The organism is Erythrobacter sp. JB2-19 (assembly GCF_057365005.1).
The window spans coordinates 1,009,851-1,023,812 of record NZ_CP200290.1 but is presented as its reverse complement, the minus strand read 5'-3'; the positions used below and the strand labels follow the sequence as shown (position 1 = coordinate 1,023,812).

The window sequence follows — 13,962 nt, the reverse complement described above, 5'->3', positions numbered from 1 at the left end:
AAAATCAATCCCATCCTTCGCGTTTTTGCAACAGAGCCAACTTGATATGAATGTTGCCCAACAACCGATTGGGCTCCCCACCTGCAATATTCACTGCGTAGCCCGCAACGTAAAACCGCCCCTTTTCAGGCAAGGGTTTGATCTGTTGGCAAGACGAGGGGCCATTAGGCATTTGTAAGGTCAAAGGGTTGTCGCCAGAGCGTGGCTCGTCTGGTTGAAAGACTTGCAAAAGCGCGGGTCTATAGCGATCACGGGTTTCGGTCGCAGGCAGTATCTCAACCAGATATTGTTTTGCCCCTTCCGGTAGCTTTGTGATTGGCGCCTGGCTGGCATAAACCAGTGTCTCGTGCCCCTGGCCTCGACAAGCATTCGCTGCCACCGGAGAGATGAGAATTGCGAGCGCAAAGCACTTTGCCAAAATAAGCACCTTCATCAAGACGTCTCCTACGCAAGAATTGGTTTCGCCACTCTCCTACAACGAAAAAAGTGCGAGCGTTTCTGTTACGAACGAAACAATCTGGGGCATACCGCCTACTTGAGGTGACTAGCGAAACCTTTACGCGGGCTGAACTTTGCAATTCTAATGGGCATCCTTGTCGTTCGCCTCCACTCCCAAGAGCCGACAACCTTGGTATCGCTGTTACCACCTATGAGCGGCCTGTCTGCTTGGCTGAAACTGTGGCTGAAAACGGGCGGTCTGTTGCCGACCCAGTTTCGGGAGTCCATTTTGGGCGGAATACTACCTGCTTCATATATTCCGCTGACTGCCTTGGTTGATCCCGAGCACCTTGCGCTTTAACATTCACGAATGGGCTTTCGCTGAGGATTTTGAGTTTTTGGATTGACTGATGACACTTCTATCGAAGCTACAAGCTAGGACACTTGGCTCACCGATAAGCGAAGAGTCGTTCTCTCAATGGTTTACCGAGACACCAAATGCCCCACCGGAAATGAAGGAGGTTTGGAACGACTACCTTGGACCAATCGTCTTTGATCGCTCTGTCAAGTTCTCGCCGAAGGAAAAATCAGGTCTCGAAACTGAGGAAGGCACCCTTGCTTTAGACCTGATCTTCGGCCCAGGTGATGGTCCAAATAGCTTTGGGTACGCGCTTCAAATCGTCAGGCAATACGGACAAGACTGTGCTCCAATAGCATCTTTGGTTGGGAACTGTTACCTCGTAGTTAGCTGCGAGGACCGCAGAGTTTATACACTTCTGCCGAACGAACCTGAAGGTGTGCAAATCTTCTTCGAAGCTTTCGACAACATTCCGGCTTTATTTGGTGGTCTAAGGGTTGAGCAGGAGGACCGGGTGCGGAAAACGCCAAAGCCCATTGCGTCCGTTGACCGTGGCTTTTCGGCGATGGTGGAAGCACGAAAAAAGCCAAACTAGCGTAGCACCAAAGCCTCCTAATTGAGGAAATCCGAGTAGATCCTGATTATGTCCGCTTTCACCCCCAAATGCAGTCGTTCCTAGCAGTCAGGAGTTGGGCCGTTAGCAGAAGGTCTGCTTTGGCACTGGTAAGCTGAAGAGTGTGCGGACCACTTCCGGCCGAAGTGACCGAGTCTAGTTGCTCTAAATAACGGATGTGGGTCAGAACTGCCAGCTTGCTGAGGATCCCATTGCACATTGCGCTCGTTCTCACTAGCTTACAAGCGCACTAGAGGTTGCTATAGTATCACCAAGGGACGCACCGCTGCTACGGTTGCGTCCCTTTTTGCTTACGTGGAAGGCTTAGCCGATCTCCCAAGCGCGCTTGAGGGTGGTACGTGAGTCAGCAATGAGCACCGCCAAGTTCCGGCCTCGACCCTCGACATCCGCATCAGCAAGCTAGGTAATTGTTGGAAGGCGATACTGAATGCCCATCGCGGAGCGATGGGTCCGGGCGCCAGCCTGTTACCTTACGCTAGGGCAGGTCCAGCGCTGCGCTAGATTGAAAAGCTCCACGCTGAACCTGCCTCCACATGGAGCCTCGAAGGCTAAAGCGAGTCGGTTCAACTTACGGCGCCGAGTCATTCATGATGCCACCGCCAGCGTTTGAATGGACTGTCTGGTTTGCAACGTCTGGGCATGAACGCGCCCTACCCTCATTCCGCAACAGGTGCAGTTAGTCTGACAACACACCTAAGTATTGTTGCACGGCGTTGTCATCTGCGGCGAGATAGATTTCATCATGCACAGTATGGGATCGATCATGAGGCCAGGAAAAAGGGAACGGCAAATCTGCGCTCGCGGCCTTCGAACTTCGCAACAATATCGTCCGGGCGCAGGCCGCCGAGCACAACTAGGTAGTTCTCGACAATCCGACGCATCGTGTTCTGGATAGTCAGGTTGGCGCGCTCACTATCACGTAGCTCCTCCCACGGCATCTCACAGGACGGTGTTGTCAGACTAACTGCACCTGTTGCGGAATGAGGCGGTGAGGGTACGACGGATGAGCATTGCCCATCTTCCTCAAAACTTTGCGATAACTCATGTGCCTTCGCTCAGCGGGCGGAGAATGTTACGATCAAGCTTTTGACTTTCAATTTCGCTTAGGCCATCCAGTTGTACAAGCAGCACTTTCGCTTCAATTTTCGCGAAGTACCGTCGATCTTACAGACCCTGATTCCTCATACTTCAAAGGTATGCTCTTGTCTTTGGTTCGCACCCTTTTTGTCATTTGGGCTTTAGCCGTCTCAAGCCCTCTATCGGCTGCGGATCCAGAAAATGATCGGACATTTCCCGATGATTGGGCGGGTTATGGATCGCTTTCAGAACTCGATTGGCATGAGCGAAGCGTTCGGCGCGGAACTTATGTAAGGAGAGAGAATGAGAGGAAATCTAGCCGGATTTCAATTGAGATAAAGGTGGATTACGTGAAACGTATCGTGCGAGTAGGCGCGAAGACCCGCCAATGGCGCAAGTCAGAAGGCACCTCTGGCGGTTACATCTCCAAAACCATGACCGGTACTACGTCGTTAGATAAATGGAACGAATTGATTGCTCTGGATGCAGCCATCCTACCGCAAATAGCGGAACCAATCTTGGATCCTGATCCAGACTTTATTCCGAGTCCTAGATTTTGCTCTTTCGACGAGTATTATGTCGAGGCATCAAACCAAAATGACGAGTTTTGGCGCAGATCAAGTGATGAATGCGACGAGAGCAAGGAAATTCCGTCCTATTTCGATGAAATGGTCAATATCGCGTTCGCCAGCTTCAGCGCGTGTGACGAATACTCTCAGTCACAAAACCTCAAACTTGAACTCTTCAACTGCGTTAAAAATTGGGGGAGGCCGGCAAGTGGATAAGAGCTGGAAAGATCTGATCAGCATTTACGACTCGGACTGATGCTATGGGGCGCTAGCAATTATCTGGCTACAACCTGATGGAAGGAAGCGGATTGAGGCCATCACTGAGCTTACTTCGCGGCAAGTCGGACGCCAAAAGCACCTCTAAAGGACAAGGCAACGCTGGCAGCAGCTCATCCACGACGCTCCTCAATTGCCTGACCACTGATACCTACAATGATCCTCGTTGATGCATTCATACGATTTACGGGCGTTGGCCTTCTGCTCTTGCTGGCTACATTCACAATTCGAGACTTACGCAGTTGGCCTGGTGCTCCGTATCTGTTCATGGCGTGCCTCACAGTCGCGGCTGCGTTTTGGGCCTCACAATAGACCAGCTAAAGCTGCCTGAGGCCTTGCATGTGATAGTTGCGATTTCTTGATGTTCCTCACTTGGTCTTCGTTTGGCTTTTTGCCCTGTCTCTCTTCCAATCGAGCTTTGCATTGCGCCCTGTCCATTTGATGGTCGCATGCGTCTACTGCGTGCCGATCCTGATCGTAAGGTTGCATGAGTTCAATCTGATCACGACGGAGCCGCTGCGTTTCATCTATCTATCGGAATTCTTCTCGCTGCTTCTGATGGGGCACTTAGTCCTTACGGCCTTGCGGGGGCGTGCGGATGATTTGCTCGAGAATCGCCGCCGCGCTTGTCTCTATTTTGTGCTTGTCATAGCCTTTGTTGCGCTCAGCGCTGCTCTGGTTGAAGCTGTTTTGATCAATTCGACCTATCCTCCACGGCCGACAATTTGGATAGCGACGATTTGGCCTGCAATAGTATGGGCATGCTACTGGCTCCTTGAGGCAGACAAAGCGGCTTTCAACTTTCAAACAGTATCAGACCGCTCATTAAGTCCAAGCTCGCAAGATCAAGATCTAGCAATGCAGCTTGAGGCATTGATGGGCGAAGAAGAGTATTTCAAAAACCCCGACTTGACGATTGTCAGCCTGGCAAAGCAATTGGGTGTTACGCAGCATCGGCTGCGCGCCTTCATCAATCAAACCCTCGGTCACCAGAACTTCAGCGTCTTCATAAACGCATGTCGAATTGCAGCGGTCAAAAAGTGCTTCGAAGACCCAGATATGGAGCATCTTCCAATCCTCACGATTGCGATGGACTGCGGCTTCAAATCGCTGTCGCCATTCAACCGCGCGTTTAAACACAGCGAAGGTGTGACACCGTCCGAGTACCGGAGAGACTTGAAGCGCGATCAAGTCTAGAGCGTCCCAAAATCAAGTATCCGCGAATTCGGCAAGCTTTTCCGCGAAACGGACAAGTCACCCATGCGTGGGCAGATTATCAAAGGACACCTTAGATACTGATGGAGTCCATATGTTGAATTTGTCACGACGTACGCTGATGCGGTGCTGTCAGTCTAACGCGAACTCGTCTCCGATTGGCAAGGAGCGCCCTACCCTCGCCGCTTCTCAAGCCATGAGGTTTTGCCACTCAGCCAGTGCGGCTGTGCGGTTGGTCTTGTAAGTCTATCTATCGGTGAGATGGCGGTCGGAGTTGAACTGGTTGTGGACGTTTGCATGGACGGAGGCGAATTTCTGCAGGGATTTCATTCTACGAAATCGCTGCATGACACGTTCTCTTCGTCGCAGAGGCAAGTGGGAGTTCTCCACTCGATTGTTGAGCCACCTACCCATCTCGCGTCGGTCTTCGATACCAAGTTCACGCATCGCTGATCGGTAGGATTTGAGCCCATCTGTAACTACCTCAGATGGGCTTCCATGCCGTTTCAGCGCCTTCTTGAAAAACCTCAAAGCAGCTGATTTATCTCGCTTCTTGGTAACGTAGCTTTCGAGAACTTCGCCTTCTTGATCGACCGCTCGCCATAGGTAGTGCGTCTCACCGTTGATCTTTACAAACATCTCATCGAGTTGCCAGCGCCACTGCCTGAACCCTCTCATCCGACTGATACGTTGGCGCTTGATGTCGGCAGAAAACATGGGACCAAACCTGTTCCACCAGAAACGCACCGTCTCATGGCAAATGTCGATCCCACGCTCGAACAGCAAATCCTCAACGTTCCGCAAGCTCAGCGGAAAACGCAAATACATCATCACCACAAGCCTGATTACCTCGGGTGACGAGTTGAAACGCTTGAATGGACTGGATGGTGTGCGGCGTCTGGGCATCAAACCGACCTACCCGCACATCAAAATCCGTCAATCGGGTACAGTTAGTCTGACAAGACCCGGGCAGGACTAGGTGGCGGTGCTGTCAGTCTAACGCGAACTCGTCTCCGCTAGACGCGAAGCACCCTACGCTCGCCGCTCTTCAGGCCATGAGGTCTTGCCACTCAGCCAGTGCGATCGAGCGGTTGGTCTTGTAAGTCTGTCTGTCGGTGAGATGTCGGTCGATGTTGAAATGGTTTTGAGCGTTGGCGTGAACTGAAACGAACTTTTGCAGGGATTTCATCCTCCGAAACCTCTGCATTACCCGCTCTCTTCGCCGTAACGGCAAGTGCGAATTCTCCGCTCGATTGTTCAGCCACCTTCCCACTTCGCGCCGATCTTCGATGCCCATCTCGCGCATCGCTGATGGGTAAGATTTGAGACCATCGGTGACGATCTCGAACGGACTCCAATGATGCTTCGACGTCTTCTTGAAGAAACGCAGAGCCGCAGATTTGTCGCGTTTCTTGGTGACATAGCTCTCGAGAACTTCGCCTTCTTGATCCACCGCCCGCCAGAGGTAGTGAGTTTCGCCATTAATCTTCACAAACATTTCATCGAGGTGCCAGCGCCAATGTCTAAAGCTGCGCATCCGACTGATCCGCTAGCGCTTGATGTCTGCCGCAAACAGCGGCCCAAAACGGTTCCACCAGAACCGCACCGTCTCATGGCAAATGTCGACCCCGCGTTCGAAGAGCAAATCTTCGACGTTCCGCAAGCTCAGTGGAAAACGCACGTACATCATCACGACAAGGCGAGATCACCTCAGGCGAAGAGTTGAAATACCGAAATGGACTAGGCGGCTTGGCTCTCGATTTGCGCTTCATCGCAACTGGTTAGCAGCCCCAACCCTCGCCTGCCACGTTAGTCTGACAAGACCCTTGCGACAAAGCAGACTGATCGCTGCCAGACCGACTGGCGTATTGCTTGACATTACGTGTAATGTATGACAATACATACCTTATGGAAATTGAGAACGTCAAACACAAGAAGCTCCGTAGGTTTCTTGAAACTGGCGATGCTCGTGGTGTGATCGAAGCCGGCAGAGTTCTCGATATGGTTGAATTCATCGATGCAGCCGAAAATTTGAGTGAGCTTACCGTTCCACCTAACTTTGGCTTTCATGCCCTCAAGGGAAACCGAAAGGGTGAGTTCGCAATGACCGTCACTAAAAACTGGCGGCTGACATTTACTAAGATTGACGAAACTACCATCGGCAATCTCGACTTAGAGGACTACCACTGATGGCTATCAAGATTAATCCCTCTATCCGCGTTCACCCCGGATCGTGGCTGAAGCGAAACTTTGTCGAGCCGTATGGACTCACTATTCAGGAGACGGCCGCGCATCTAGGAATCGCTAGACCCAATATGAGCAGGTTACTCAATGGGAAGGCCGCACTTACCCCCGATATGGCCCGAAGATTTGAGAAGGCCTTCGGAGTTAGCGCCTCTACTATGCTTAGGATGCAAAGCTCCTACGACCTTGCTCAACTAGAGTTGGTTGGTGATCCTGTCGAAGTTGAGCGAATTCCAGAGCCTGCCTGAGGGGGGGTCTTGTCGGACTAAGGTCTTGTCAGACTAACGTGGCAGGCGAGGGCGCGCGTAGTTAGAAGCGGGGTATGAGCCGCAAATCGAGAGCTAAACCACCAAGTCCATTTCATCGTTTCAACTCATCGCCCGGGTCGGTGCTGTCAGACTAAAGCGAACTCGTCTCTGATTGGCAAAAAGCGCCCTACCCCAGCCTCACTTCAGGCAGCGAGATTTTGCCACTCGGCTAGCGCAGCCGAGCGGCAGTCCTTGTAAGTTTGTCTATCGATCAAGTGGCGTTGAGCGTTGAAATGGTTGTGGACGTTGGCGTGGATGGAAGAGAACTTCTGCAGTGTTTTTGTCTGCCGGAAACGTTGCATAATTCGCTCTCGTCGTCGAAACGGTAAGTGCGAGTTTTCTGCTCTGTTGTTCTTCCAACGTCCCATCTCGCGGCGGTCGAGATTGCCCAGTTCACGCATAGCTGCGGGGTAGGATTTGAGACCATCGGTGACGATAGTTTCAGCTTTTCCGTATCGCTTCAACGCTTTGTGGATGAACTTCAAAGCGGCTGATTTATCTCGTTTCTTAGTGACATAGCTCTCTAGAACTTCGCCTTCATGATCCACGGCTCGCCACAGATAATGCGTCTCGCCGTTTATCTTGACGAACATTTCATCGAGATGCCAGCGCCAATGGCGGAAACCTCGCATACGGTTGATCCGCTGCCTTTTAATGTCCGCTGCAAACAGCGGCCCAAACCGGTTCCACCAAAACCTCACCGTTTCATGAGAGATATCGATCCCGTGCTGAACCAGAAGATCTTCCACATTCCGCAAACTCAACGGAAAACGTACGTACATCAGCACAACCAGCCGAATAACCTCGGGCGATGAGTTGAAACGATAAAATGGACTTGGTGGTTTAGCTCTAGATTTACGCTTCATCGCAACTGGTTAGCAGCCCCAACCCTCGCCTGCCACGTTAGTCTGACAAGACCAAAAGCAGGATCGATCCCATTATGAGTCACAGTTAATGTGTAAGTTGTATTGGCACCGGTAATGACAGGGTCATCTGCTTGATCGATATTGCCATTGACACCCGGTGTGTTGGTTTTGGTGATTGAGAGATCTGCCTCTGGTGTGAGAAAATTGGGGTCAGTTGAAAGGAAACAAGCCGCACCATCATGTTGGCTAGAACGTGTCGCCGCAAGAATCCCGGCAATGCTTGGCGTGCCAGTCGGATCATCAATTATATAGAGATCGCCGGTGGAGTTTTGACTGATATACAGCCGCCCATCCGCCAGCCCCCAAGCTGCCCCAAAACCGTCCAACGGCAAACCCGGAACTGCGACCGCCTCTGCCTCCGAAGTTGTGAGATTGTATATAGATAGACTGCCATCACGGGCGCCAATGATCAGATCCTGACCAGCAGACCGCAGATAGGCATAGTCTAATGTGTTTCCCGCCGCCGGCGTTGCGCCCGGAGGGGTCGTAAATGTGATATTGCCAGTAGTCTGGGTCGTCACATCAATAAAATTCAATCTGGTTGAATTACCAGAAATGAAAAGCCGGTTTGTGCTGTCAAAGGTACCACGCGGCACAGTTATGCCTACATCAGCCACAGATTCGATAGCGCCATTGCTGCCGACGCGTATGAGATGCCCTTCCAATGGGCCGGCCTCTTGGACAAAGCCATAAAGGTAATTGTCATTGGCGTTGTATCCCAACCCGTTATAGGCCGGGGATGCCGCCCCGATAAAAGTATAATCGCGTGCGGGAAAGTTGTAGACAGCCAATTGCCCCGATATCACTTCATAAAGTGAATTATCACATGCGAATGTTGGAAGTGTGGATTGCGCATGCGCAGAATTGGCACAGCCAATGGCAGAAGCGGCGAAAACTAGATTTTTAATCAATAATTTTCGGCGAATGATTTTTTGCTTTAGCTTTTTCATTGTTAGCAACCAATCCTAAATTAATTAAATTTTACTCTACATCTAAAATTTAAAAATCTTGTGAGGCAATTTATTTTTAAACTTCTACATTAGAAGAAAAATATAAAAATTCACTATTCAACTAAATATGAATTATAAATATAATCTGAACACTGACCTTTGTTGACCCCCCTAAAATTGATAATGAAGAGAATTATTAGTTAGTGTGAGAATCAGAATAATTTACTCGGATAGTCCTGCATGAAGATATATATAAATTTCACGATTCCAGCATCTTGTGTGCATTAAGTGGAAATGCAGATGTTTCTGAAAAGTAAAAGTTCAGGGTCGATCTAAGATGGTAATAATGGACCTGCCCACGACGTGTGATTTTGGCGATCACAATAAATCCCCCCAAAATGAATTGAAGGTTCTATTGTATTGTGTGTTAAGATAAAATTTCGAAATTGTTAAATTATGTAAAATCGAAATCAGTATTGTAACCGGGATAGAGGTTATCTTGTTGAGCTGACCATACTCTATACGGATCGAAGTGATGAGAGTGGACAGGGATCGTTAAAGTAAAACCACCTGATCGGCGGTTGAGACCGTGAGGCTAGGGTAGAGCCGCTTCGGCCCACTGTTTTCTGGCGACGCTAAGCGTCAGCAGATCAATCGCATGCGAGGCTTCTGTCATTGGGGCTGCAAACTCGATGAGATGTTCGTGAGGATAAGCGGTGAGACGCATTATCTGTGGCGAGCGGTCGAGTATGAAGGCGAAGTGCTCGAAAGCTATGTTATTAAGAAGCGCAACAAAACAGCAGCTTTGCATTTCAAAAAGAAGGTATTGGACGATAAGGAGAAGCTGAAACGATCGTGACCGATAGTCTCAAGTCCTATCCATCAGCGATGCACGGACTGAGCCATCTCGAACGCCGCGAGATTGGGAGCTGGAAGAACAACGGGACGGGAAACTCACACTTACCGTTTCGACGGAGAGAACGGGTGAGGCAGCGTTCTAGGCAAACCTGGACACTGCAGAAGTTTGCTTCCATTCACGCCAACGTCCACAGCCATTCCAACACCGAACGCCACCTTATCGACAGACAGACTTACAAGACCCCCAAAGGGCTAACTGCCCAAAAGCCTCTGTCGAACCAACGGCAGTTGGTCGTTGCCAAAATAGAGGTATTTAGTATCCACGAAGATAGTTGGTGAACCGAACGCACCGCGTTTTATTGCTTCCTCGGTGTTGCTGCGCAGACGATCCTTTGTTCGCTGCTCTGTAGCCTGCGTCAACAGCTCGCCTCCATCAATCCCGCACTCATCGGCGATTTGCTCTAGAATGGCAGGGTCATCAATATTCTTCTGTTCGCGGAAATAAGCATCGAATGCACTCTCGCTGAAGCTGGCAAGCTTTTCCTGATCGTCTTCCAGCGCACAGCAAACCCGCATTGCCAGCACTGACTTGATCGGATGGTGTTCCGACGGAAAATTCATCGGCACACCTGCTAGATCCGCCCATTGTTTGAGCCATTGATAGACATGGCGCACCTTGGGATCGTCAGGATTGTTTCGGCCCTTGTAGACTGCATCATTGACCGCGTTGAAGACGCCGCCAACAAGAAATGGGCGCCACTTTATCGACGCGCCCGTCTGATCCAGCATCGCCTGCATGTTGTGAAACGCCAAGCGCGTCCATGGCGAAGAAAGGTCGTAGAAGAATTCGATCCTAACAGCCATTTTACGCCCTTTCATTGCCAAAAAGGATCTTATTCGCATCCGGGTCGTCCTGGGGTCGGCGATTGATCTGTTCGCGGCCCACGGCCATTCCGCGCCTCAGCGCAGGGCGTTGCTTTAGTGTTTCATACCAGCGAAAGGTATTTTCATAACCCGGCAAATCGATGCCTTGTGCCTTATAGGTCTGAACCCATGGGAAACAGGCCATATCGGCAATAGAATAGTGCTGACCGGCAAGAAACTCGTGATCCGCTAGACGCCTGTCCAGCACGCCAAACAGGCGCTCGACCTCTCGCCGATAACGAGAGATCGCATAGTCGATCGGATCAGGCGCGTAGAGCTTGAAATGTCCGTGCTGACCCATCGAAGGCCCTAATCCGCTCACTTGCCAGAAAAGCCATTCAAGCGCCGATTTTCGTTCTAGCGTAGATGTTGGCAAAAACTGCCCCGTCTTCTCCGCCAGATAGACCAAGATAGCCCCCGTCTCGAACACTGAAACCAGCTCACCGCTATCGGATGGATCAGTATCGACAATGGCGGGAATCTTGTTGTTCGGACTGATCGCCAGGAATTCTTCGGAGAACTGTTCTCCTTTCCCGATATGCACACCGCGAACCGAATAAGGCAGCCCGCATTCCTCCAACATGACAGAGATTTTCCAACCATTTGGGGTTGGTGCGAAATAGAGGTCAATCATCAAGCAATCTCCTCAATATTACTGGCTTCCTGCAACAGGCGAATACACTCTCTCTCAATCGGCTTTTCCGAAACTGTTTTTGGGATAGTGGGAAGGGGTTGCCAAATTTCAGGCACTTCATTTTTCTGGAGCCGCTCAAGGCACCAGCGCTGCACATTCTCAAGTGTTCCCGCATCATCCATAACGAGCGCGGCGACAACTTTCTTTTCTCCTGCCACCGTGTCCTCGCTCGCAAATCCATACACATAAGCATCGAGAACGTGGGGATGCTGGACGAGAACTCCCTCGACTGACGCCGGGTTTACAAAATCACCATTCCTGCGAATGCCTCCACCGCTACGGTAGTGGAAGTAAAACCATCCATCTTTGTCCATGTGTCCGATATCGCCGCTGCGGTACCAGCCGCTATGAACCTTCTTGTGGCTGGCGTCGCTGTTTCGAAAATACGTGACGGCTTCCGGGGCGCCATGCTCTGGCCGAAAGCAGATTTCTCCCGGTTTACCAGGCGGACATTCAACGTCATTTTCATCGAGTACTGCGGCAACCTGACCGGGAAAGGTTTGGCCAATCGAGCCAATCGGCCCAGCCCCCATGGCGTTAATGAGCGTGCCGCCGCCTTCGGTGCTGCCATAGACTTCGCTGATCTCCACGTTGAAGCGGGTACGAAACTTGTTCCATAATTCCGCCGGCATACCTGATGTGATCACCAGCCTGACAGGGTTGTCCGCATCATTGCTGCTGGCTGGAACGGAAAAGGTTTCCGGGATCATCCCACCCAGCAAAGTGAAGACGTTGCAATCATATTTGCGGCATACGTCCCATAGGCGGCTTTTAGTGAACCGACGACTGAAGACCCCTCGCTGCGGCATCGACAAGGCCATCATCAGCGTGGCTTGCGCGTTGATATGGCAAAGGGGCAGACCCGTGTAGATCGTATCTTGTGGCTGTACTCCCAGTGCCTCGAGCCCGCGATATCCGCGCATATAAGACGAATGGCTTCTTTGAACCGCCTTTGGCAGGCCAGTCGTGCCCGATGTGAACATCATGAACATGGCCGCGTCAGGGTCTATGACCGCGGAACGCACGGCGGCAGGATCGATCTCTGCCAAGCATTCGGCATATGATTGGATTGCAAGTCCGTGGCGGTCGCCCAGCTTGGTGCATTCTTGGATACTTGCGTCAATCACCAGAATATCAGGCCGAAGATCAAGCGCTCCAGACACTTGTGCCAGCGCATCAAGAGCGTATTCGCCAGCAATGATGAGCGGGCTCTCGACCGAATTGATCATGTAGGCGAGTTTCTCGCCCCTGCTGCGTGGGTCGAGAGGGACAAAGATCGTTCCGGTGAGAGCCGCCGCCACCATAGCTTCGACGAATTCCGGATGATTCTGGAGCATGAATGTGATCCGTTGCCCGGGTTGGATGCCGCTTTTTTGTATCCACGCGGCCAGACGCGAGGCGTTGTCATAAAGCGTCTTAAAGTCGAGAGTTTCATCGATTAAATCGCCGTTCGCGCCGATGTCGATAAACGTGAGTACCGGAAAGTCCGGATTATCGGCAAGTCGATCGGATACAAGTTCCGCGATATGTCGAAGCTTTTGCGTCATTGTGCGCTCCTGAAATTTGTCCGGACAAGTGTGCTAGTCAAGAGACATCGTATTGACCAGTGCTGTTCTGTAATAGCGCGCAGTCGCGATCGAAAAACTGCGAGACCGTGTTTGGCAGGACGAGAACTCGACCCATACTTTGGGATGGGGCGCACAGTTCGAAAACAGCACAATGAAAGAGCCAACTAAAGAGCGTGCCGAGAACGGTTGCGCCAAAACCGGAGGGGAAGACTATGTGGAACTTTGCAATATTTGCGGTTGTCGGCACCTGTTTGGCTATGCCTGTCTCGGTGTCTGCCCATGAAGCTGGCGATCTGATCGTGCGCGTCGGCGTGGCGCATGTCGAACCGAGTAGCGAAACCAGTGATCCGATTGTGGTCGCGGCGCCTCCACTGCCGGATTCACGCGTTAGCTCCCTGTCAAGCGACACTCAGCCGGGCGTCACCTTCACCTATATGGTGGCGGATCATATTGGCATCGAAGCGATCCTTGCACTGCCCTTCACCGTGAATGCCGAGCTGGAGGGCGGCGTCCCATTGGCGACAGGAAGTCCCGAAATCGGCTCGAGCAAATATCTGCCGGAGATCGTTTCGGTCCAGTATTTCCCACTAAAGCCAGAATCGAAGTTTCAACCCTATGTAGGGGTGGGCTTGAACTACACCTTGTTTTTCGACGGGGAAGCCAGTGATGCCCTCAATGCAAGTGCGGCCGGCCCATCGACTGTAAATGTTGACGATTCCATTGGCATAGCGTTGCAGGTCGGCGCTGATATCGAGGTTGCTGATGGTTGGCTGCTCAATGCCTCTGCATGGTATGTAGACGCAGATACAGATGTAACAGTCAGTACCACCAATATTGGCGATATCCCGATCAACAATGTCAAAATCAATCCGTTCATATTTGCGGTGACGGTCGGCAAGAAGTTCTAAACAGACAAACCGGCG

At 51.3% G+C, this 13,962-nt stretch carries 16 protein-coding genes and 1 pseudogene; 8 read left to right on the top strand and 9 right to left on the bottom strand.

Annotation, left to right across the window (positions count from 1 at the left end; translation table 11 throughout):
• Positions 1–4: 4 nt before the first annotated feature.
• Positions 5–433 carry a hypothetical protein gene (locus AC0V6O_RS04970; protein WP_486142058.1) on the bottom strand — a complete coding sequence of 143 codons (429 nt, stop codon included), beginning with the start codon at positions 431–433 and terminating at the stop codon, positions 5–7.
• A gap of 415 nt (positions 434–848) precedes the next feature.
• Between AC0V6O_RS04970 and AC0V6O_RS04965 the strand changes: the two genes are divergently transcribed.
• The gene (locus AC0V6O_RS04965) at positions 849–1,391 is read left to right on the top strand and encodes a hypothetical protein (RefSeq protein WP_486142056.1); all 543 of its coding nucleotides are present in this window, start codon (positions 849–851) and stop codon (positions 1,389–1,391) included.
• An 800-nt stretch (positions 1,392–2,191) separates the two neighbouring features.
• Here the strand turns inward: AC0V6O_RS04965 and AC0V6O_RS04960 are convergent.
• Positions 2,192–2,368: a hypothetical protein gene (locus AC0V6O_RS04960; RefSeq protein ID WP_486142054.1), complete on the bottom strand. Its 177-nt coding sequence runs from the start codon at positions 2,366–2,368 to the stop codon at positions 2,192–2,194.
• A gap of 105 nt (positions 2,369–2,473) precedes the next feature.
• On the opposite strand from AC0V6O_RS04960, the gene AC0V6O_RS04955 reads away from it, so the two are divergent.
• Both AC0V6O_RS04955 and AC0V6O_RS04950 read left to right on the top strand, forming a co-directional pair.
• Positions 2,474–3,292, top strand: a complete 819-nt coding sequence (locus tag AC0V6O_RS04955; RefSeq protein WP_486142052.1) for a hypothetical protein — start codon at positions 2,474–2,476, stop codon at positions 3,290–3,292.
• Between the two features lie 501 nt (positions 3,293–3,793).
• A complete protein-coding gene (locus AC0V6O_RS04950; RefSeq protein ID WP_486142050.1) occupies positions 3,794–4,549 on the top strand; it encodes a helix-turn-helix transcriptional regulator in 756 nt (251 codons plus the stop codon).
• A 264-nt stretch (positions 4,550–4,813) separates the two neighbouring features.
• Here AC0V6O_RS04950 and AC0V6O_RS04945 read toward each other — a convergent pair whose 3' ends face one another.
• Positions 4,814–5,473, bottom strand: coding sequence for an IS6 family transposase (locus tag AC0V6O_RS04945; RefSeq protein WP_486142048.1), 660 nt, complete (start codon positions 5,471–5,473; stop codon positions 4,814–4,816).
• Positions 5,474–5,615: 142 nt separating this feature from the next.
• Positions 5,616–6,339 (bottom strand): annotated as a pseudogene (locus AC0V6O_RS04940) (IS6 family transposase).
• A gap of 136 nt (positions 6,340–6,475) precedes the next feature.
• Between AC0V6O_RS04940 and AC0V6O_RS04935 the strand changes: the two are divergent.
• Together AC0V6O_RS04935 and AC0V6O_RS04930 are read left to right on the top strand one after the other, a co-directional pair.
• Positions 6,476–6,757: a type II toxin-antitoxin system RelE/ParE family toxin gene (locus tag AC0V6O_RS04935; protein ID WP_486142046.1), complete on the top strand. Its 282-nt coding sequence runs from the start codon at positions 6,476–6,478 to the stop codon at positions 6,755–6,757.
• On the top strand, positions 6,757–7,059 hold the full coding sequence (locus AC0V6O_RS04930) for a HigA family addiction module antitoxin (protein WP_486142044.1): 303 nt from the start codon (positions 6,757–6,759) through the stop codon (positions 7,057–7,059). Before AC0V6O_RS04935 ends, AC0V6O_RS04930 begins: the two co-directional genes overlap by 1 nt.
• A 203-nt stretch (positions 7,060–7,262) precedes the next feature.
• On the opposite strand, the gene AC0V6O_RS04925 is transcribed toward AC0V6O_RS04930, so the two are convergent.
• A complete protein-coding gene (locus tag AC0V6O_RS04925; protein WP_486142042.1) occupies positions 7,263–7,985 on the bottom strand; it encodes an IS6 family transposase in 723 nt (240 codons plus the stop codon).
• Positions 7,982–8,995 carry a DUF6923 family protein gene (locus tag AC0V6O_RS04920; protein WP_486142040.1) on the bottom strand — a complete coding sequence of 338 codons (1,014 nt, stop codon included), beginning with the start codon at positions 8,993–8,995 and terminating at the stop codon, positions 7,982–7,984. The genes AC0V6O_RS04925 and AC0V6O_RS04920 overlap by 4 nt, the downstream gene beginning before the upstream one ends.
• Before the next feature lie 697 nt (positions 8,996–9,692).
• On the opposite strand from AC0V6O_RS04920, the gene AC0V6O_RS04915 reads away from it, so the two are divergent.
• Both AC0V6O_RS04915 and AC0V6O_RS04910 read left to right on the top strand, forming a co-directional pair.
• Complete coding sequence (locus tag AC0V6O_RS04915; RefSeq protein WP_486142038.1) at positions 9,693–9,854, top strand: DDE-type integrase/transposase/recombinase; 162 nt, start codon at positions 9,693–9,695, stop codon at positions 9,852–9,854.
• Between the two features lie 29 nt (positions 9,855–9,883).
• Positions 9,884–10,192 (top strand): hypothetical protein, encoded by a 309-nt coding sequence (locus AC0V6O_RS04910; protein ID WP_486145509.1) that lies wholly within the window; start codon positions 9,884–9,886, stop codon positions 10,190–10,192.
• Here AC0V6O_RS04910 and AC0V6O_RS04905 read toward each other — a convergent pair.
• From AC0V6O_RS04905 to AC0V6O_RS04895, 3 genes are read right to left on the bottom strand one after another with little or no spacing between them, the layout of a single operon-like run.
• Positions 10,106–10,717, bottom strand: a complete 612-nt coding sequence (locus AC0V6O_RS04905) for a DsbA family protein (RefSeq protein ID WP_486145507.1) — start codon at positions 10,715–10,717, stop codon at positions 10,106–10,108. The two genes, AC0V6O_RS04910 and AC0V6O_RS04905, sit on opposite strands and share 87 nt — an antisense overlap.
• Position 10,718: 1 nt before the next feature.
• Complete coding sequence (locus AC0V6O_RS04900; protein WP_486142036.1) at positions 10,719–11,411, bottom strand: glutathione binding-like protein; 693 nt, start codon at positions 11,409–11,411, stop codon at positions 10,719–10,721.
• Positions 11,411–13,018 carry a class I adenylate-forming enzyme family protein gene (locus AC0V6O_RS04895; protein WP_486142034.1) on the bottom strand — a complete coding sequence of 536 codons (1,608 nt, stop codon included), beginning with the start codon at positions 13,016–13,018 and terminating at the stop codon, positions 11,411–11,413. Before AC0V6O_RS04895 ends, AC0V6O_RS04900 begins: the two co-directional genes overlap by 1 nt.
• 278 nt (positions 13,019–13,296) lie before the next feature.
• Here AC0V6O_RS04895 and AC0V6O_RS04890 point away from each other — a divergent pair, with 278 nt between their 5' ends.
• Positions 13,297–13,947 (top strand): OmpW/AlkL family protein, encoded by a 651-nt coding sequence (locus AC0V6O_RS04890; protein ID WP_486142032.1) that lies wholly within the window; start codon positions 13,297–13,299, stop codon positions 13,945–13,947.
• Positions 13,948–13,962 lie beyond the last annotated feature (15 nt).